Consider the following 18,250-nt stretch of genomic DNA (forward strand, 5'->3'; position numbering starts at 1 on the left):
TGATCCCGCCGGGGCCCGGCTTTGTCGAGGCACCGCCGGAACTCGCGATTCGCTAGCGTCGAATCGCTCAGACAGCCGGCGGTTTAAAACCTCGACAAAGCCACCCGTCGGCACGGCAGAAGGGGGACCCGCTACTGGCGCATTGAGCGGGTTGATTTGATGCGGTGAAAAGACAAATCTGGAGGGATTCCGGCACGGTTGGCCGAAGAGCACGGCCAATGTCTTTGGCCAATGCAGTAGAGAATATCCTCATCTCTTCCTTCGCCTGTTATTCCCAAAGCTAAGACATGACCGATGCGCCCCATCGGCCCTTCTGCCGCGCCGGCTGGATGGCGGATGGCGAGGTTTTAAGCCGTGCGCTGTCTGAGCCGTTCGTCGTTAGCGAACGGCGAGTTTGCACGGCGCCTCGCCAGCCTCCAGCCAGACGGAAACAAGCGGCGGTGGGCTCGCCTTTGGGGGTGAAGGGGGAATTTGGCGACGCAAATTCCCCCTTCCCGTCCGCCGGGCGGAACCGGCAAACCCCACACCTCAGCCCCCTATAGGAATTGCCTATAACTCAGCCAGACGGCCCCTACCCTGTGCGAAAAACCGCACACCTCCCCTCCCCTTGTCTGATCTTTCGCCCACACCCCACGCCAGAAAAAAACAAAACAACAATAATTCAATAACTTACAAAAAACCGCCCCATGGCACGCTTCCTGCAAACCAGTACCGCAAGGACACCGCCGAGTGTCCTGTTCAGTACAACACCGAAGGAGACAAACCATGCTGCGTCATACCACCGCCATCGCCGTTTTCTGCGCCCTCGCCGCGAGCCAGGCCGCCAGCGCCCAGGACACCGTGCGCCTCGGCAACCTCAAGTTCGCCCACTACGGCGCCGTGTCGTACATGAAGGAAATCTGTGGCAAGTACAACATCAAGCTGGAAGAGCGCCTATTCGCCAAGGGCACCGACATCATGCCGGCCATCATCGCCGACGAGGTCGACGTCGCCGCCTCCGGCGCCGACGCCTCGATTTCCGGCCGCGCCAACGGCGTGCCGATCTACGTCGTGGCCGGCTTCGCCAAGGGCGGGACGCGCATCGTGGCCCAGGCCGAATCCGGCATCAAGACCCTGCGCGACCTGAAGGGCAAGAAGGTGGGCGTCACGCGTGGCAGCCCGCAGGAACTGCTGCTCCTGGCCGAACTGGAGAAGAACGGCCTGAGCTGGTCGGACAAGCCCGGCAAGGACGTGCAGCTGGTCTACCTCTCCTACCCCGACCTCAACCAGGCGCTGGCAGGCAAGCAGATCGATGCCATGAGCCAGTCCGAACCGCAGTCGTCGCAGGCGATCCGGAAGCAGTTCGGGCGTGAACTGATGAAACCCTACGACACCCCGATGGGCGAGCCGGTGCGCACGCTAGTGATGAGCGAAAAGCTGTACAACAAGCGCGACGTCGCCACCCGGCTGATGAAGTGCTTCGTCGAATCCACCAGCACCTTCAACAAGAATCCGCCACTGGCCGAGAAATACGTGCGCGAGAACCTGTTCAAGGGCCAGCTGAGCGCCGAGGACTTCCGCGACGCGATGGACAACGCCGATTACACCTACGACGTCACCCCGCTTCACCTCGACGTCACTACCCACTTCATGCAGAAGTTCGGCATCGGCCACTGGGCCAAGACGCCCAAGGCGGTGGAGTGGGTCAAGCTCGACCTGCTGCAGCAGGCCAAGAACGAACTGAAAGTGAAGTGAGGATCATCATGCAACAACACCTGAAATCCTTCGTGCGCGGCGCCATCGTCCCCGTGGTCGTGCTGCTGGTCTGGGAGGCCTGCGCCCGCGCCGGTCTGGTTTCACCCATCGTGCTGCCGGCGCCGTCGGCGGTGGCCGCCAAGTGGTGGGAAGCGCTGCTGTCTGGCGAGTTGGTGCACGACTCCATCGCCAGCCTGTACCGCGTGGTGGTGGGCTTTGTGGTCGGTGCCGCGCTGGCGCTGCCGCTGGGCCTGACCATGGGCTCGAGCCCGCGTCTCTACGGCCTGTTCAACCCCATGCTGCAGCTGTTGCGGCCGATCCCGCCGATCGCCTACATCCCGCTCGCCATCCTCTGGTTCGGCCTCGGCAACCCGCCCTCGGTGTTCCTGATCGCCATCGGCGCCTTCTTCCCGGTGTTGATGAACACCATCTCCGGGGTGCGCCACGTCGACGGCATCTACCTGCGCGCGGCGCGCAACCTGGGCGTGGGACGGCTGGCGCTGTTCACCCGCGTGATGCTGCCGGCGGCGACGCCCTACATCCTGACCGGGGTGCGCATCGGCATCGGTACCGCCTTCATCGTGGTGATCGTGTCCGAGATGATCGCGGTCAACGACGGCCTGGGCTACCGCATCCTGGAAGCGCGCGAGTTCATGTGGTCGGACAAGATCATCGCCGGCATGATCACCATCGGCCTGTTGGGGCTGGCGCTCGACAGCGCGATGAACGCGCTCAACAACCACCTGCTGCGCTGGCACCGCGGCCTGGAACACTGAGGAACACCACCATGCAGAACCCGCAAATCGTCGTCAGCGACGTCCAGAAAGTCTTTCGCACCCAGGAACGCGACGTGGTGGCGCTGAAGGACATCAACCTCACCATCAAGCAGGGCGAGTTCGTCTGCCTCTTGGGGCCGTCCGGCTGTGGCAAGTCCACCCTGCTCAACGCCATCGCCGGCTTCTCGCTGCCCTCCTCCGGCTCCATCCAGGTGGACGGCCAGGCCGTCACCGCGCCGGGGCCGGAGCGCGGCATGGTGTTCCAGGAGTACGCGCTGTTCCCGTGGATGACCGTGGCGCAAAACGTCGCCTTCGGGCTGGAGGTCAAGGGCATGAGCAAGGCCGCCATGGCGGAGCGCGTCGACAGCCTGCTCGACAAGCTGCACCTGAAGGACTTCCGCAACCGCTTCCCCAAGGATCTGTCCGGCGGCATGCGCCAGCGCGTGGCGATCGCCCGGGTACTGGCGATGGATTCGCCGATCATGCTGATGGACGAGCCGTTCGGCGCGCTCGACGCGCTCACACGGCGCAACCTGCAGGACGAGCTCTTGCGCATCTGGGCCGAGTTCGGCAAGACCATCATCTTCGTCACCCACAGCATCGAGGAGTCGATCTACCTGGCCGACCGCATCGTGGTAATGACCTACCGCCCGGGCACGGTCAAGCGCGATCAGCGCGTCACCATGCCGCGCCCGCGTGACCCGTCCAGCGCCGCGTTCAACGAGCTCAAGCGCGAGCTGGGGAGCCTGGTGATGGAGGAGCAGCAGCGCCACGCCGCGGCGGAGATGAAGCTGGCCGCCGTGGATTGATTGCCGCACAATCCACGGCATGCCAGCCCTGTCGCTTCCCTCCGTCCTGCCCATCCTGAACCGGCCCCGCCATCGCACCGTACTGGTGGCGCTGGCGGGACTGGCGCTGTGCGCGCTGGTGGCGCTGACGGCCTACACCCTGCTGCTGCGCGGCCAGCTGGCGGCGCAGCGCCAGGCCAACGCCCAGCGTCTCGGCGCCTACGCCCTCAGCCTGGACAACCTGCTCGCCCGCCACGAGGCGCTGCCCTACGTGCTGAGCCTGGACGGGCGGCTGGCCCGGCTGCTAGCGCAGCCCAGCGATGCGGCACTGACGGCTCAGGTGAACCACTACCTCGAAGGGGTGCAGCAGCGCGCCGGGGTGGCGCAGGCCTTCCTGCTCGACCGCAGCGGCCGCACCCTGGCCTCGTCCAACTGGCACTCGCCGCTGAGCCTGGTCGGCAACTCCTACGCCTACCGCCCCTACTTCCAGGACGCCATCAACGGGCGGCCGAGCCGCTTTTACGGCATCGGCAGCACCACCCGCGAGCCCGGGGTGTTTCTGGCCGCCCCGCTGCCCAGCCCGACCGGGCCGATCGGCGTGGTGGTGGTCAAGGTCAAGCTCGACAGCATCGAACGCGCCTGGCAGGCCAGCGGCGACCACCTCGCCCTGGCCGACCGCGACGGTGTGCTGTTTCTCGCCACCGAGTCCGCCTGGCAATATCACACCCTCGCCCCCTTGCCGCCCGCGGTACGCCACCGGCTACATGCCGAGCGCCAGTACGGCGACTACCCCCTGCCACCGCTCGCTGCCGACACCGCCCTGCGCGGCCACGGCGAGCAGCGGCGCCTGCCGCTGGGGAACGGCCGGCGCGAACTGCTGGTGCAGTCCCATCCTGCCGGCCTGCTGGGCTGGCGCGTGCTGCTGTTCAGCGAGTTGGCCGAAGCGCGCCAGAGCGCCGCCGGCGGCGCGGCTGCGCTGGGTTTCGCCACCGCCTTCGTGCTGGCGCTGACGGTGTATTGGCAGCAGCGCCGGCGCCGCCTGGCGGAACGGCGCGCGGCCCAGGCCGAGCTGCGCCGCGTCGAGGCCGGGCTCGAGGCGCGTATCGTCGAGCGCACCGCCGCACTGCAGGCCGCCAACACCATGCTGGGACAGCGCGTGGACGAACTCAAGCGCACCGAAAGCATCCTGCGCGAGACGCGCGACAGCGCGGTACAGGCCGGCAAGCTGGCGGTGTTGGGGCAGATGGCCGCCGGGGTCACCCATGAACTGAACCAGCCGCTCGCCGCGCTCAACACCCTGTCCGACAACGCCGTGAAGCTGATCGAACTGGCGCGCTACGACGAGGCGCGCGACAACCTCACCCTGATCGGCCAGCTCACCGGCCGCCTCGGCCGCATCCTCGGCCAGCTCAAGTCGTTCGCGCGCCAGGCGCCGGCCGATACCGCCGCGGTGCACGTGGCGCAGGCGGTGGAGCACGCCTGCCTGATCGTCGAGCCGCGCCGGCGCGAACTCGATGCGGTGATCGCGACCGACATCGCCCCGGAACTGCAGGCCTGGGCCGACGTGGTGCGGCTGGAACAAGTACTGGTGAACCTGCTGCGCAACGGGCTCGACGCCATGGCCGGCCAGGCCGCGCCGCGCCTCGAACTCCACGCCGTGCGTCACGGCACGCGCCTGCGCTTGACGGTGCGCGACCACGGCCCCGGCCTGCCGGCCGAGGCGCTGGAGCGGCTGTTCGAACCCTTCTACACCACCAAGCCGGCGGGCCAGGGGCTGGGCCTCGGCCTGGCCATCTCGCTGGCCATCGTCGAGAGCTTCGGCGGCACGCTCACCGCCGGCAACGCCGACGGTGCCGGCGCCGTGTTCCGGCTCGACCTGCCGGCGGCCCCCACTTCAGGAGAACCCCTCTCATGACCGACCTCTCGCTGCCGGTGTTCCTGGTCGAAGACGACCCGGTGGTGCGCCACGGCTGCGCCCAGGCGCTGCGGCTGGCGGGCTTTGCCGTGACCGACTTCGGCGACGCCGAGAGCGCGCTGGCAGCACTCGGACAGGCCTCGCCCGGTGCGCTGGTGAGCGACGTGCGCCTGCCCGGACAAGACGGCCTGGCGCTGCTGCTGCAGGCACGCCGCCTCGATCCGGAATTGCCGGTGATCCTGATCACCGGCCACGGCGACGTCACGCTGGCGGTGCAGGCGATGCGCGAAGGCGCCTACGATTTCATCGAAAAGCCCTTCCCATCCGAGCGGCTCGCCGACGTGACGGGACGGGCACTGGAGAAGCGCGCGCTGCAGCAGGAAAACCGCCGCCTGCGCGAGCAGTTGCAGGCGGGCGGCGACTCCCCGCTGATCGGCCAGACCCCGGCGATGCAGAATCTGCGCCGGCTGGTGAGCGCGCTGGCCCCCACCGGGGTCGACATCCTGCTCAACGGCGAGACCGGCTGCGGCAAGGAGGTGGTGGCACGCGCCATCCATGCCGCCAGCGGCCGGCGCGGCCGCTTCGTCGCGCTCAACTGCGGCGCGCTGCCGGAGAGCGTGTTCGAGAGCGAGATCTTCGGCCATGAGAGCGGCGCCTTCACCGGTGCCGCCAAGCGCCGCATCGGCAAGTTCGAGCTGGCGCACGGCGGTACGCTGTTTCTCGACGAGATCGAGAGCATGCCGCTCACGCTGCAGGTCAAGCTGCTGCGGGCGCTGCAGGAACGCACCATCGAGCGCCTGGGCGGCAACGAAGCGATCCCGGTGGAATGCCGGGTGATCGCCGCCAGCAAGGCCGACCTCAAGGCCGAATCCGACGCCGGACGGTTCCGTAGCGACATGTACTACCGCCTCAACGTGGCGCGCCTCGACCTGCCACCGTTGCGCGAGCGCAAGGCCGACATCCCGCTCCTGATGGCGTATTTCCTGCAGCAGGCCGCGACCCGCTTCAACCGCCCGCTGCCGGAGTGGAGCGCGGCCGATCTGGCGCGCTGGCAGCGCCACGATTGGCCGGGCAACGTACGCGAGCTGCGCAACATCGCCGAACGCTACTGCCTGGGCCTAGGCGACGGCCTGGAGGCGGAGATGGCACCCGCTGCGGCTGGCGGCGAGGTCTCGCTCGCCGCCGTGGTGGAGGCGGCGGAGAAAGCCTGCATCGAGACCGCGCTCAGCCGCAGCGGCGGCCAGGTGATCAAGGCCGCCGAGCTGTTACAGCTGCCGCGCAAAACGCTGTACGACAAGCTGCACCGCCACGGTCTCGACCCGGAGCGATATCGCCGCTGATCCGGCGCCATCCTCGAAACAGGCACCACACCCACCGCCGCTCAGAACAGCCCGCTGGTCGCCGAGAAATCGGCGACGCCGCTCACCATGTCGCGCAGCTTCAGCACCACCAGGCGGGTGTCGTCCCGCCGCGACTGGAACGTGTAGTGGAGTGGGGCCAGCGCCGGCTGACTCTCCAGGATGCACAGCTGACCACGCCGCGACAGGGCATGCGCCCACCCCTCCGGCAGAAAGCCGATCCCGACGCCATCGACCAGCATCCCCGCCACCGCCCCCCAGCCATTGCAGGTCAGCCGTCGCTCAATCTCGACCTGCTGGGTGCCGAGCCAATCGTCCAGCAGGCGTGTCGTGCCGGCGCCGAGGTGCAGGGTGATCAGCGGCTGGGCGCAGAGCAGCTCGGCACTCAGCACCCGGCTCGCCCCCACCAGGGCGGGAGACACCACCCACAGGAAATGGGCCTGGCCCACCGGCTGCGACAGCACGGTGCTGCGCGACGAGCGTCCCGCCACCACCGCGAAGTCCAGCTCCCCGTCGCTGACGCGTTGTTCCAGCACGGTGCCGATGTCGACGTAGGGCTCCAGCACCAGGCGGGGAAACGCCTCGCGGGCCTGCGCCAGCAGGCTGGGCAACCACGTCAGCGCTGCCAGCTCGCCCACACCAAAACGGCAGCGCCCGGTCAACCCGCTGTCCTTGCCCAGCGCAAGCACCAGCCGTTCGGCGGACTGCAGCACCTCGGCGGCATGAGGCAGCAGGCGGGCCCCGGCCGGGGTCAGCACGGCGCGATGGCCGCTACGATCGAACAGGCTCTCGCCAAGCGATTGCTCCAGCTCCGCGATACGTTTCGACAGCGAAGAGAGCGACAGATGCAGCCGTTCCGCCGCGACGGCGAAGCTGGCGCAGGTCGCGGCACAGAAGAAGGCGTCGAGTTGCTTCAGGGTCATGGAGGGGAAAGGCGAGGGTTGGAGATGGAAAAATATATCAAAAAAGCGAACAAACAATCTGAAATTTATTCGCTTTATTGAATCAACGGGATTGTCTAGTCTGGCTCCTGACAACCTTGCCGCGTCAGGCCGGCGTCGCGCCGGAACGCGGCGCCACCGAGTGCAACCGGAGTCCCCGACCACCATGACACACACCCCTACCCTCTCCCTGCCCGAATGCCGCGCGACGGCCAGCGCGCCCGCCCGGCTGCCGCGCTCCTTGCGCGGCGTGCTGGCCCTGGATGACTTCGAGGCGCTGGCCAGACAGCGTCTGCCACGTCCCATCTTCGGCTACGTCGCCGGCGCGGCAGAAGACAATGCCTCGCTGCAGGATAACCGCGCCGCCTTTGGCGATTACGGTTTCCAGACCCGGGCGCTGGTCGACGTGTCGCAACGCAATCAGAGCGTGGAACTGTTCGGCCGCCGCTATGCCGCGCCGTTCGGCGTCGCCCCGATGGGGATCAGCGCGCTGTCGGCCTATCGCGGCGACATCGTGCTGGCCCGCGCCGGTCAGGCGGCCAATATCCCCGCCATCCTCAGCGGCACCTCGCTGATCCCCCTGGAGGAGGTCATCGAGCAGGCGCCGGGCACCTGGTTCCAGGCTTATCTGCCGGGCGATCCGGCACGCATCGATGCCCTGGTGCAGCGCGTGGCGCGGGCCGGGGTAGAAACGCTGGTGCTGACCGTGGACATACCGGTTTCGGCCAACCGTGAAAACAACGTACGCAACGGCTTCTCCACCCCCTTGCGCCCCAGTCTGGCGCTGGCGTACCAGGGGCTGACGCATCCGCGCTGGCTGCTGGGGGTGCTGCTGCGCACCCTGCTGAAGCACGGCATGCCGCACTTCGAAAACTCGTTTGCCACGCGCGGCGCGCCGATCATCTCCGCCAGCGTGCTGCGCGACTTCTCGGCGCGCGACCACCTGAGCTGGCCCCACTTCGAGCGCATCCGCCGCCAGTGGAAGGGGGCGCTGATCATCAAGGGCATCTTGAGCGCGGAGGATGCGCGGCAAGCACGGCTGCACGGGGCTGACGGCATCATCGTCTCCAACCACGGCGGCCGGCAGCTGGACGGCGCCGTCTCCCCGCTGCGCGTGCTGCCGGCCATCGTCGACGTGGCGCAGGACATGAGCGTGATGATGGACAGCGGCGTGCGCCGCGGCAGCGATGTCTTGAAAGCCCTGGCGCTGGGTGCACGCTGCGTGTTCGTCGGCCGTCCGTTCAACTACGCGGCGGCCGTGGCCGGCGAGGCCGGGGTGGCGCATGCCTTCCGCCTGCTCTACGACGAGGTCGATCGCAATATGGCGATGCTGGGTGTCAACAGCTGCGCGGACCTGCACGCCGGCCTGCTGCACAGGAAGGCTTAGCCCCGCCTTCACCCCTCAAGCCGGCAAAAAAAGAAGCCCAACCGAGGTTGGGCTTATCAAGTTCACACCGTGTGGGTCTTACAAACTGGGGAAGGCGAACTGCGACGCCTCGTGGCTGGCGCGTTGCGGCCAGCGCTGGGTGATGGCCTTGCGCCGGGTGTAGAAGCGCACGCCGTCCGGGCCGTAGGCGTGCAGGTCGCCGAACAGCGAGCGCTTCCAGCCGCCGAAGCTGTGGTAGGCCACCGGCACCGGCAGCGGCACGTTGATGCCGACCATGCCGACTTCGATCAGATCGGCGAACAGCCGCGCCGCCTCGCCGTCGCGGGTGAAGATGCAGGTGCCGTTGCCGTATTCGTGGGCGTTGATCAGGGCGATGGCCTCTTCCAGGCTGTTGACGCGCACCACGCACAGCACCGGGCCGAAGATTTCTTCCTGGTAGATGCGCATCTCCGGGGTGACGCGGTCGAACAGCGTGCCACCGACAAAGTAGCCCTGCTCATGGCCAGCGACGCGATAGCCGCGGCCGTCCACCACCAGTTGCGCACCGGCAGCGACACCGTCGTCGATGTAGCCCACCACCTTGTCGCGGGCGGCGGCGGTGACCAGCGGGCCCATGTCCAAGCCGCAGCTGGTGCCGGCGCCGATCTTCAGCGCCTGAATCTGCGGGGTGAGCTTGGCGATCAGCGCGTCGGCCACCTGGTCGCCCACGCAGACCGCCACCGAGATCGCCATGCAGCGTTCGCCGCAGGAACCGTAGGCGGCCCCCATCAGCGCGTTCACCGCGTTGTTCAGATCCGCATCCGGCATCAGCACGGCGTGGTTCTTGGCGCCGCCCAGGGCCTGCACGCGCTTGCCGCGCTTGGTGCCTTCGGCGTAGATGTACTCGGCGATCGGGGTGGAGCCGACGAAGCTCAAGGCCTTCACGTCCGGCGCCTCGATCAGCGCATCCACCGCTTCCTTGTCGCCGTGCACTACGTTCAGGACGCCCTTGGGCAGGCCGGCTTCGTGCAGCAGCTGGGCGATCAGCAAGGTGGAGCTGGGGTCGCGCTCGGACGGCTTGAGGATGAAGGTGTTGCCGCAGGCGATGGCGAGCGGGTACATCCACAGCGGCACCATGGCCGGGAAGTTGAACGGGGTGATGCCGGCCACCACGCCGAGCGGCTGGAAGTCGCTCCAGGCGTCGATGTTGGGGCCGACGTTGCGGTTGTACTCGCCCTTGAGCAGTTCCGGCACGCCGCAGGCGTACTCGACGTTCTCGATGCCACGCTTCAGTTCGCCGGCGGCGTCTTCCAGGGTCTTGCCGTGTTCTTCACTGATGAGCTGGGCGATGCGCGCTTCGTTGGCTTCCAACAGTTGCTTGAAGCGGAACATCACCTGCGCGCGCTTGGCCGGCGGGGTATTGCGCCAGGCCGGGTAGGCGGCCTGGGCGGCGGCGATGGCCTGCTGCACGGTGGCGACGTCGGCCAGCGGCAATTGGCGGATGGCCTCCCCGGTGGAGGGGTTGAATACCGCTGCGGTGCGGCTGCCGCCCGCGCTCAGTTCGCCGTTGATCAGATGATTGAGGATGCTCATGGTCGGTTTCTATCTCGCTAAATAGGGTCGGGACGGGGCGTGCGCAGCCCCTCTCCCTTTGGCCTCTCGCTGCCGGAGAGGACGTTGTTCCATGCTGGCCCTGCTGCCAGCCGACGCGCTCACCGTGGCTTGAGTTCGATCTCAATGAACGCGACTTCGTGCGCGCAGGGGTTGATCACGTTGTGCTCGGTGCCGATCAGGCGGGTGTAGCTCTGGCCCGGAACCAGCGCCGCACGCCGTTCGCCGTCGGGCGTTTGCAGCAGCAACTCACCGTGGGTGATCGGCACCACGACGTATTCCATGCCGTGGCGGTGGTAGCCGGTTTCGGCACCGGGGGCAAAGCGCCACTCGGTCACCACCACCTTGTCGTTGTCGATCTGCACCGTGGGGACGGCCAGGGGACGCGCCGTCATCTCAGGCCACCTCGTTGAGGGCTTCGCCCACTGCGTCGAACAGGCGGTCGAGCTCGGCCGGGGTGCTGGTGAACGGAGGGCCGAACTGCAGGCAGTCGCCGCCGTAGCGCACGTAGAAGCCTTTTTTCCACAACTTCATCGCCGCCTCGAACGGACGCACGATGGCGTCGCCGTCGCGTGGGGCGAGCTGGATCGCGCCCGCCAGGCCGCAGTTGCGGATGTCCACCACGTGCTGGCTGCCCTTGACGCCGTGGATGGCGTTCTCGAAGTGCGGCGCCAGTTCGGCGACGCGCGCCACCAGGTTTTCGCGCTTCAGGAGGTCGAGCGCGGCCAGACCGGCGGCGCAGGCCACTGGGTGCGCCGAGTAGGTGTAGCCTTGGGTGAACTCCACCGCGTATTCGGGGATGTTCTGGTTCATGAAGGTGTCGTAGATCTCGTTGCTCGCCACCACCGCTCCCATCGGCACGGCGCCGTTGGTGAGCTGCTTGGCGAGGTTCATGATGTCCGGCACCACGCCGAAATAGTCCGCCCCGAACAGCGAACCGGTGCGGCCGAAGCCGGTGATCACCTCGTCGAAGATCAGCAGGATGTTGTGCTGGGTGCAGATCTGACGCAGGCGCTGCAGATAACCCGCCGGCGGCACGATCACGCCGGCCGAGCCCGCCATCGGCTCGACGATGACGGCGGCGATGTTGGAAGCGTCGTGCAGCTCGATCAGGCGCAGCAGGTCGTCGGCCAGTTCGATGCCGTGCTCGGGCAGGCCACGGCTGAAGGCGTTCTGCGGCAGCAGCGTGTGCGGCAGGTGGTCGACGTCGAGCAGCTGGCCGTAGGCCTTGCGGTTGCCGTTGATGCCGCCCAAGCTGGTGCCGGCGATGTTGACGCCATGGTAGCCGCGGGCGCGGCCGATCAGCTTGGTCTTGCTGGCCTGCCCTTTCAGGCGCCAGTAGGCGCGCGCCATCTTCACCGCGGTGTCGGCGCACTCCGAGCCGGAGTTGGTGAAGAACACGTGGTCGAGGCCCGCTGGAGTCATACTGGCGACTTTTTCGGCCAACCTGAACGACAGCGGGTGGCCGAACTGGAACGCCGGGGAGTAGTCCAGCGTGCCAAGCTGCTGATACACCGCCTCGGCGATCTCCTTGCGGGCATGGCCGGCGCCGCAGCACCACAGGCTCGACAGGCTGTCGAAGATCTGGCGGCCATCGGCATCGGTCAGGTAGTTGCCGCTGGCGGCGACGATCAGGCGCGGGTCGCGTTGGAAATTGCGGTTGGCGGTGAACGGCATCCAGTGCGCACGCAGATCGAGACCGGCGGCGACAGGCGGAACGGCAGGCAGGGGGAAATTCATGGCACGGCTCCCGAAACGGTAAAGTGGCACAGGAAGTGGAAGAAGCGGTGCCTAGCTTGCACCAAGCTGCAAGGCGAGTTAAATCACATTTTTCTTATGTTCAGTTTTGATTTTACTCACCCATCAGCAAGACACACTCCCTCGCCCGGGTCAGCGATGTACCTCCGCCTGTTGCGCCTGTTCAAGACCGTGCTGGAATGCGGCAGCCTCTCCGCCGTCGTGACGCGCCCGGGACGCAGCCCCAACCTGATCCTGGAGCGATTGCTCGAGGAGCTGGCGGGGACGTCCCAAGCCCTCGCCCGCGGCCCCGTTCACGAGTAGCTCAAGCCCTCAGCCTTGCCCCAGAACACGCGGTAGGCGTACACGGTGTAGCCGACGATGGTGGGCAGCACCACCGCCGCGCCCCACAGGATCACGCGCAGCGCCTCGGGGCTGGATGCCGCCTGCCAGATGGTGAGCCGACCGATGACGATATCGGGGAACACGCTGTAGGCCAGGCCCCAGAACGACAGCAGCACAATGCCGACGGTGGCGGCGAACGGCAGCCAGCACAGCGTGTCGTTACCCGCCGCCTGGCGCCGCGCCAGCCTCGGCAGGCTCAGGGCGAGCAGCACGAACAGCGCCAGCGAACCCAGCGGCAACGGCAACAGCAGCAGGAAATCGGGCAGCACGAACCACTTGGCGGCGATGTGCGCGCTCGCCAGCGGCGTGGCGATGGACACCGCCAGCACCGCCAGCCCGGTACCGTACAGCGCGCGGCGCGCCCAGCCGATGGCGCGCGCCTGCAACGCCCCACGTGTTTTCATGATCAGCCAGCCGGCGCCGAGCAAGGCGTAGGCTGCCGCCAGCCCAACCCCGGCCAACAGCGCGAAGCCCCACGCCGCCGCGCCCGGCGCGAAGCCGGTGAGGTAGCGCCCCAGCATCACGCCCTGGCTCAGCGCCGCCAGCAGCGAACCGGCGGCGAAGGCCGCATTCCACCACGGCTGGTGCGGGTCGCGCGCCTTGACGCGGAAGTCGAACGCCACGCCGCGCAGGATCAGCCCGAGCAGCATCAGCGCCACCGGCAGGTAGAGTTCGCCCAGGATGATGCCGTGCGCCAGCGGGAAGGCCACCAGCAACAGCCCCACGCCCAACACCAGCCAGGTCTCGTTGGCGTCCCAGAACGGGCCGATGCTGGCGATCATGGTGTCGCGCTCGGCCTTGGCACCCAGCGGCAGCAGGATGCCCACCCCCAGGTCGTAGCCGTCCAGGATCACGTAGGCCAACAGCGAGATCGCCATCAAGCCGGCGAACACCACCGGCAACCACAGTTCCGCGTTCATGCTTGTTCTCCTGCCAGGTTGGCCGAAAGCGGGAGCTCATCGTGCTTGCCCGCCTTGCGCGCCAGATAGAACACCACCGAGACGTAGCTCGCCAGCAGCACCACATACAGCGCCAGGTACATCAGCAAGGTGGAGAGGATCATGCCGCCCGGCACCGTCGAGGCGGCGTCGGCGGTGCTGAGCACCCCGGTCACCAGCCAGGGCTGGCGCCCGATCTCGGTGACGTACCAACCCGCCAGCGTCGCCAGCCAGCCGGAGAAGGTCATGGCGGTGAGCAGCGTGACGGTCCAGCCCGCCGGCTCGCCGCGCCGCAGCTGCCAGGCCGCGAGCCACGCCGTCGCCAGCATCAGCACGCCGACCGCCACCATCGCGCGGAAGCTCCAGAACACCTTGCCCACCGGCGGGTGCCGGCCGGCGAACTCGTTCAGACCGCGGATCTCGCCGTCCGGCTGGTGCGTGATGATCAGGCTCGCCAGCTTGGGGATGCCGATCTGGTAGCGGTTGGACTGGCTCGCCTCGTCCGGCAGCGCGAACAGCAACAGCGGCGCGCCGCGCTCGGTGTGCCACACCCCCTCCATCGCCGCGAGCTTGGCCGGCTGGTGATGGAAGGTGTTCAGGCCGTGGGCGTCGCCGGCGAGAATCTGCAAGGGGATCAGCAGCGCCGCCAGGTAGACGCCGGTCGTGAGGCTGTGGCGCACCGCCCGCACCCGGTCGCCGCGCCCCCAGCGGTAGGCCGACAGCCCCGCCACCAGGAACGCCACGGTCAGGCCCGAGGCCAGCAGCATGTGGATCAGGCGGTACGGCATCGACGGGTTGAAGATCACCTCCAGCCAGCTGGTGACGTGGGCCTGGCCGTTCACCATGGTGAAGCCGGCCGGGGTCTGCATCCACGAATTGAGCGCGATGATCCAGAACGCCGACACCGTGGTGCCGAACGCCACCAGGAAGGTGGCCAGGGTGTGCATGCGGTTGGACACGCGCGAGCGGCCGAACAGCATGATGCCGAGGAAGGTCGCCTCCAGAAAGAACGCGGTCAGCACCTCGTAGGCCAAGAGCGGCCCCGCGATATTGCCGACGGTGCGCATGTAGCCCGGCCAGTTGGTGCCGAACTGGAAGCTCATGGTGATACCGGACACCACCCCGACCGCGAAGGTCAGCGCGAACACCTTGACCCAGAAGCCGTAGGCCTCCATCCACGCCTCGTCGCGCGTGGCGTTGAAGCGCCATTTGAAGAACAGCAGCACCCAGCCCATGGCGATGCTGATGGTCGGAAACAGGATGTGGAAACTGATGTTGGCGCCGAACTGGATCCGGGCCAGGGTAACGGGATCGAACTCCATGACTCACTCCTCCTTGGCGCCGTCGCGGCCGGCCAGCCGGCCGAGGCTCTGGGTGAACTGCAACACCTTCTGCACCTGCGCCCCCAGCTTCATCAGCCGTTGCAGGGTCTCGACGTCCATGTCGCGGATGTCGGCGAACCACTTGGTCACCAGCTCGATGAGCTGGTACATCTCCTTCATGCGCGCCTGGGCGTGGCGCTCTTCCTCGCTGCCCGGCCGCTCCAGGATCGCCCCTCGCAGCATGGTCAAGGTCGGCTCCACCTCGCGCTTCTGGCGTTCTTCGGCCAAGGTCTTGAAGATCGCCCAGACGTCGTCCGGCGTGGAAAAGTACTCGCGCCGGTCACCGGGCAGGTGCTGCAGTTTGACCAGGCGCCAGGCCTGCAACTCCTTCAGCGCCATGCTGGTATTGGAGCGGGAGCAGCCGATGGCCTCGACGATGTCGTCGGCGTTGAGCGGCTTGGGCGAGACGTACAGCAGGGCATAGATCTGACCGACGGTGCGGTTGATGCCCCAGTGGCTGCCCATCTCGCCGAAATGCAGCACGAAGGATTGGATCAGGGGTGGCAGGTTCATCTTTCTCCAATTTTCAGTAATTTCTGAAAGTTTGATATGGATCATAGACCCGCGTTATTTTTCTTGCAAGCCGCCCTGCCTGCGGCTAGATGTCGCACCCGACCACCCGGGCCATCTCCCTTCGGAGCACCGCGGCAACTGCGGTAGAATGCCCGCTTTTACCCGTCGGACGGCCCCGCAGGTCGTCTGCTCCTGATTTCCACGGACTCGGCATGACCACACCCCAGCACACCCCGATGATGCAGCAGTACCTCGCCATCAAACGCGAGCACCAGGACAAACTGGTGTTCTACCGCATGGGCGACTTCTACGAACTGTTCTTCGAGGACGCCGAAAAAGCGGCGCGGCTGCTGGACATCACCCTGACCACGCGCGGCGCCACGGCCGGTATCCCGATCAAGATGGCCGGCGTGCCCTACCACGCCGCCGAAGGCTACCTGGCGCGGCTGGTGAAGCTGGGTGAATCGGTGGCCATCGCCGAGCAGATCGGCGACCCGGCGCTCGCCAAGGGCCCGGTGGAGCGCAAGGTGGTGCGCATCGTCACCCCGGGCACGCTGACCGACTCGGCGCTGCTCGACGACAAGCGCGACAACCTGGTGCTCTCGCTCAACAGCGTGCGCGGCAAGCTGGGCCTCGCCTGGCTGTCGCTGGCGAGCGGCGAATTCAAGGTGATGGAAACCAGCGTCGACGAGCTGGCGAGCGAACTGGAGCGCTTGAAGCCGGCCGAACTGCTGCTGCCGGACGAAAGCCAGGTCGGGCTGCTGGAGCAGCTCTCGATCCCGAAGAAGAAGCTGCCGACCTGGCAGTTCGATCAGCAGTCCGGGCTGGAGACGCTGATCCGCCACTTCGGCACGCGCGACCTGGCCGGCTTCGGTGCCGAAGAGCTGACCGTGGCGATCGGCGCCGCTGGCGCCTTGCTGGGCTACGTCAAGGCCACGCAGGGGGTGAACCCTGCGCACATCGCCAGCCTGGCGGTGGAAGACGAGAGCGACCTGATCCGCATGGACGCCGCCACCCGCCGCAACCTGGAACTGACCGAAACCATCCGCGGCGAACCCTCGCCCACCCTGGGCTCGCTGCTCGACTGCTGTGCTACCAGCATGGGCAGCCGGCAGCTAGCGCACTGGCTGCACCATCCGCTGCGCCGCCACGGCAAGATCCGCGAGCGCCTCGGCGCGGTGCGCGCGCTGCTGGCGCGCCACGGCGAGGTCGCCGAACAGCTCGCCGAGGTGGCCGACATCGAGCGCATAACCGCGCGCGTGGCGCTGCGCTCGGCGCGCCCGCGCGACCTGGCCGCGCTGCGCGACTCGCTCAAGGCGCTGACCGGGGTGAAAGGGTTGGCCGAACAACTCGACAGCCCACTGCTGCGCCAATTGGCCGTGCTGCTGCCGGCCGACAGCCCGGTGGCCACGCTGCTGGCGAGCGCCATCCTGCCCGAACCCGCCACCTTCCTGCGTGATGGCGGCGTGATCAACCACGGCTTTTCGGCCAACCTGGACGAACTGCGGGCGATCCAGACCAACTGCGGCGAATTCCTGCTGCAACTGGAAGCGCGCGAGAAGGAGCGCACCGGCATCCCCTCGCTCAAAGTCGAATTCAACCGCGTGCACGGCTTCTACATCGAGGTCAGCAAGGCGCAGGGCGACAAGGTGCCGGACGACTACCGCCGACGCCAGACGCTGAAGAACGCCGAGCGCTACATCACGCCGGAACTGAAGGAATTCGAGGACAAGGCGCTGTCGGCCAACGACCGCGCGCTGGCGCTGGAAAAACAGCTCTACGAGACGCTGCTCGACGAGCTGGCACCGCACATCGCCGAACTGCAGCTGATCGCCCAGGCAGTAGCCACGCTCGACGTGCTGGCTGCCTTCGCCCGTCACGCCGAGACGCGCAACTACGTCGAGCCGGAATTCGTCGACGAGGTGCGCCTCGAGATCATCGAGGGTCGCCACCCGGTGGTCGAAGCCGAGGTCGAGCGCTTCATCGCCAACGACTCCTGCCTGTCCGACAGCCGCAAGCTGCTGCTGATCACCGGCCCGAACATGGGCGGTAAATCGACCTACATGCGCCAGACCGCGCTGATCACGCTCTTGGCCCACGTCGGCTCGTTCGTGCCGGCCGACTCCGCCGTGCTCGGCCCGATCGACCGCATCTTCACCCGCATCGGCGCCTCCGACGACCTCGCCGGCGGCCGCTCCACCTTCATGGTGGAAATGACCGAGACCGCCAACATCCTCAACAACGCCAGCGACAAATCGCTGGTGCTGATGGACGAGGTCGGCCGCGGCACCTCCACCTTCGACGGCCTGGCGCTGGCCTGGGCCATCGCCAAGGCGCTGATCGAAAAGAACCGCGCCTACACCCTGTTCGCCACCCACTACTTCGAGCTGACGCGGCTCGCCAGCGACTACCCCGGCGTCGCCAACGTGCACCTCTCCGCCATCGAGCACAAGGACAAGATCGTGTTCCTGCACCACGTCGAGGACGGCCCGGCGAGCCAGAGCTACGGCCTCGCCGTGGCGCAGTTGGCCGGCGTGCCGGGCAAGGTGATCCGCGAGGCGCGGCGGCGTCTCGCCGAGCTGGAAAACCAGTCCGCCGCGACGCAGCAGCCGGACCTGTTTGCGGCACCGCTGCCCACCGCCGCCGTCGAGCCGGAACCGCACCCGGCGCTGGAGCGGCTGGCCGAACTGCAACCCGATGAACTGACCCCGCGCCAGGCGCTCGACCTGCTCTACGCCTTGAAAACGATGCTGAATTAGGTCTGCAAATCAGGCGCCGTTGCCTAC

General features: G+C 67.4%; 15 protein-coding genes. 8 read left to right on the plus strand and 7 right to left on the minus strand.

Annotated elements, in window-relative coordinates; genetic code table 11:
- The first annotated feature begins 765 nt into the window (after window positions 1-765).
- Genes AC3WG5_RS14455 through AC3WG5_RS14475 form a run of 5 tightly spaced genes read left to right on the plus strand, consistent with a single transcriptional unit; the run spans window position 766 to window position 6,553 of the window.
- Entirely contained in the window at window positions 766-1,734 is a 969-nt protein-coding gene (locus tag AC3WG5_RS14455; RefSeq protein ID WP_294864449.1) for an ABC transporter substrate-binding protein, read from the plus strand.
- Window positions 1,735-1,742: 8 nt separating this feature from the next.
- The gene (locus tag AC3WG5_RS14460) at window positions 1,743-2,510 is read left to right on the plus strand and encodes an ABC transporter permease (protein WP_482583232.1); all 768 of its coding nucleotides are present in this window, start codon (window positions 1,743-1,745) and stop codon (window positions 2,508-2,510) included.
- 11 nt (window positions 2,511-2,521) lie between these two features.
- The gene (locus AC3WG5_RS14465; RefSeq protein WP_492569195.1) at window positions 2,522-3,319 is read left to right on the plus strand and encodes an ABC transporter ATP-binding protein; all 798 of its coding nucleotides are present in this window, start codon (window positions 2,522-2,524) and stop codon (window positions 3,317-3,319) included.
- Between the two features lie 19 nt (window positions 3,320-3,338).
- Window positions 3,339-5,213 (plus strand): sensor histidine kinase, encoded by a 1,875-nt coding sequence (locus AC3WG5_RS14470; protein WP_492569197.1) that lies wholly within the window; start codon window positions 3,339-3,341, stop codon window positions 5,211-5,213.
- Window positions 5,210-6,553, plus strand: a complete 1,344-nt coding sequence (locus AC3WG5_RS14475) for a sigma-54-dependent transcriptional regulator (protein WP_492569198.1) — start codon at window positions 5,210-5,212, stop codon at window positions 6,551-6,553. Before AC3WG5_RS14470 ends, AC3WG5_RS14475 begins: the two co-directional genes overlap by 4 nt.
- Window positions 6,554-6,594: 41 nt before the next feature.
- Here the strand turns inward: AC3WG5_RS14475 and AC3WG5_RS14480 are convergent, their stop codons facing one another.
- Window positions 6,595-7,494 (minus strand): LysR family transcriptional regulator, encoded by a 900-nt coding sequence (locus AC3WG5_RS14480; RefSeq protein ID WP_492569199.1) that lies wholly within the window; start codon window positions 7,492-7,494, stop codon window positions 6,595-6,597.
- Between the two features lie 184 nt (window positions 7,495-7,678).
- On the opposite strand from AC3WG5_RS14480, the gene AC3WG5_RS14485 reads away from it, so the two are divergent.
- Window positions 7,679-8,899, plus strand: a complete 1,221-nt coding sequence (locus AC3WG5_RS14485) for an alpha-hydroxy acid oxidase (RefSeq protein ID WP_492569201.1) — start codon at window positions 7,679-7,681, stop codon at window positions 8,897-8,899.
- A gap of 78 nt (window positions 8,900-8,977) precedes the next feature.
- Here the strand turns inward: AC3WG5_RS14485 and AC3WG5_RS14490 are convergent, their stop codons facing one another.
- The 3 genes from AC3WG5_RS14490 to aptA all read right to left on the minus strand — a co-directional run bounded on the left by AC3WG5_RS14490 (window position 8,978) and on the right by aptA (window position 12,229).
- Complete coding sequence (locus AC3WG5_RS14490; protein WP_492569203.1) at window positions 8,978-10,471, minus strand: CoA-acylating methylmalonate-semialdehyde dehydrogenase; 1,494 nt, start codon at window positions 10,469-10,471, stop codon at window positions 8,978-8,980.
- A 119-nt stretch (window positions 10,472-10,590) separates the two neighbouring features.
- A complete protein-coding gene (locus tag AC3WG5_RS14495; protein ID WP_492569205.1) occupies window positions 10,591-10,884 on the minus strand; it encodes a cupin domain-containing protein in 294 nt (97 codons plus the stop codon).
- Window position 10,885: 1 nt separating this feature from the next.
- Window positions 10,886-12,229, minus strand: a complete 1,344-nt coding sequence (aptA, locus tag AC3WG5_RS14500) for an omega-aminotransferase AptA (RefSeq protein ID WP_492569207.1) — start codon at window positions 12,227-12,229, stop codon at window positions 10,886-10,888.
- Window positions 12,230-12,385: 156 nt separating this feature from the next.
- Here aptA and AC3WG5_RS14505 point away from each other — a divergent pair, with 156 nt between their 5' ends.
- The gene (locus AC3WG5_RS14505; protein WP_492569209.1) at window positions 12,386-12,550 is read left to right on the plus strand and encodes a hypothetical protein; all 165 of its coding nucleotides are present in this window, start codon (window positions 12,386-12,388) and stop codon (window positions 12,548-12,550) included.
- On the opposite strand, the gene AC3WG5_RS14510 is transcribed toward AC3WG5_RS14505, so the two are convergent.
- The 3 genes from AC3WG5_RS14510 to AC3WG5_RS14520 are packed head-to-tail and all read right to left on the minus strand — an operon-like array spanning window position 12,541 to window position 15,464.
- Window positions 12,541-13,551 carry a cytochrome d ubiquinol oxidase subunit II gene (locus AC3WG5_RS14510; protein ID WP_492569211.1) on the minus strand — a complete coding sequence of 337 codons (1,011 nt, stop codon included), beginning with the start codon at window positions 13,549-13,551 and terminating at the stop codon, window positions 12,541-12,543. The genes AC3WG5_RS14505 and AC3WG5_RS14510 overlap by 10 nt on opposite strands.
- Entirely contained in the window at window positions 13,548-14,891 is a 1,344-nt protein-coding gene (locus AC3WG5_RS14515; RefSeq protein ID WP_492569213.1) for a cytochrome ubiquinol oxidase subunit I, read from the minus strand. Before AC3WG5_RS14515 ends, AC3WG5_RS14510 begins: the two co-directional genes overlap by 4 nt.
- A 3-nt stretch (window positions 14,892-14,894) precedes the next feature.
- Window positions 14,895-15,464: a GbsR/MarR family transcriptional regulator gene (locus tag AC3WG5_RS14520; protein ID WP_014086008.1), complete on the minus strand. Its 570-nt coding sequence runs from the start codon at window positions 15,462-15,464 to the stop codon at window positions 14,895-14,897.
- Window positions 15,465-15,676: 212 nt separating this feature from the next.
- Here AC3WG5_RS14520 and mutS point away from each other — a divergent pair, with 212 nt between their 5' ends.
- Window positions 15,677-18,223 (plus strand): DNA mismatch repair protein MutS, encoded by a 2,547-nt coding sequence (gene mutS / locus AC3WG5_RS14525; protein WP_492569215.1) that lies wholly within the window; start codon window positions 15,677-15,679, stop codon window positions 18,221-18,223.
- Window positions 18,224-18,250: the final 27 nt, after the last annotated feature.

The sequence above is a fragment of the Pseudogulbenkiania sp. FW507-F1 genome (genome assembly GCF_058781125.1).

What these genes read in the sequence shown, in the direction of transcription:
- AC3WG5_RS14455 (WP_294864449.1), top strand. Translation starts at nt 766, where the DNA reads ATGCTGCGTCATACCACCGCCATCGCCGTTTTCTGCGCCCTCGCCGCG.
- AC3WG5_RS14460 (WP_482583232.1), top strand. Translation starts at nt 1,743, where the DNA reads ATGCAACAACACCTGAAATCCTTCGTGCGCGGCGCCATCGTCCCCGTG.
- AC3WG5_RS14465 (WP_492569195.1), top strand. Translation starts at nt 2,522, where the DNA reads ATGCAGAACCCGCAAATCGTCGTCAGCGACGTCCAGAAAGTCTTTCGC.
- AC3WG5_RS14470 (WP_492569197.1), top strand. Translation starts at nt 3,339, where the DNA reads ATGCCAGCCCTGTCGCTTCCCTCCGTCCTGCCCATCCTGAACCGGCCC.
- AC3WG5_RS14475 (WP_492569198.1), top strand. Translation starts at nt 5,210, where the DNA reads ATGACCGACCTCTCGCTGCCGGTGTTCCTGGTCGAAGACGACCCGGTG.
- AC3WG5_RS14480 (WP_492569199.1), bottom strand. Translation starts at nt 7,494, where the DNA reads ATGACCCTGAAGCAACTCGACGCCTTCTTCTGTGCCGCGACCTGCGCC.
- AC3WG5_RS14485 (WP_492569201.1), top strand. Translation starts at nt 7,679, where the DNA reads ATGACACACACCCCTACCCTCTCCCTGCCCGAATGCCGCGCGACGGCC.
- AC3WG5_RS14490 (WP_492569203.1), bottom strand. Translation starts at nt 10,471, where the DNA reads ATGAGCATCCTCAATCATCTGATCAACGGCGAACTGAGCGCGGGCGGC.
- AC3WG5_RS14495 (WP_492569205.1), bottom strand. Translation starts at nt 10,884, where the DNA reads ATGACGGCGCGTCCCCTGGCCGTCCCCACGGTGCAGATCGACAACGAC.
- aptA (WP_492569207.1), bottom strand. Translation starts at nt 12,229, where the DNA reads ATGAATTTCCCCCTGCCTGCCGTTCCGCCTGTCGCCGCCGGTCTCGAT.
- AC3WG5_RS14505 (WP_492569209.1), top strand. Translation starts at nt 12,386, where the DNA reads ATGTACCTCCGCCTGTTGCGCCTGTTCAAGACCGTGCTGGAATGCGGC.
- AC3WG5_RS14510 (WP_492569211.1), bottom strand. Translation starts at nt 13,551, where the DNA reads ATGAACGCGGAACTGTGGTTGCCGGTGGTGTTCGCCGGCTTGATGGCG.
- AC3WG5_RS14515 (WP_492569213.1), bottom strand. Translation starts at nt 14,891, where the DNA reads ATGGAGTTCGATCCCGTTACCCTGGCCCGGATCCAGTTCGGCGCCAAC.
- AC3WG5_RS14520 (WP_014086008.1), bottom strand. Translation starts at nt 15,464, where the DNA reads ATGAACCTGCCACCCCTGATCCAATCCTTCGTGCTGCATTTCGGCGAG.
- mutS (WP_492569215.1), top strand. Translation starts at nt 15,677, where the DNA reads ATGACCACACCCCAGCACACCCCGATGATGCAGCAGTACCTCGCCATC.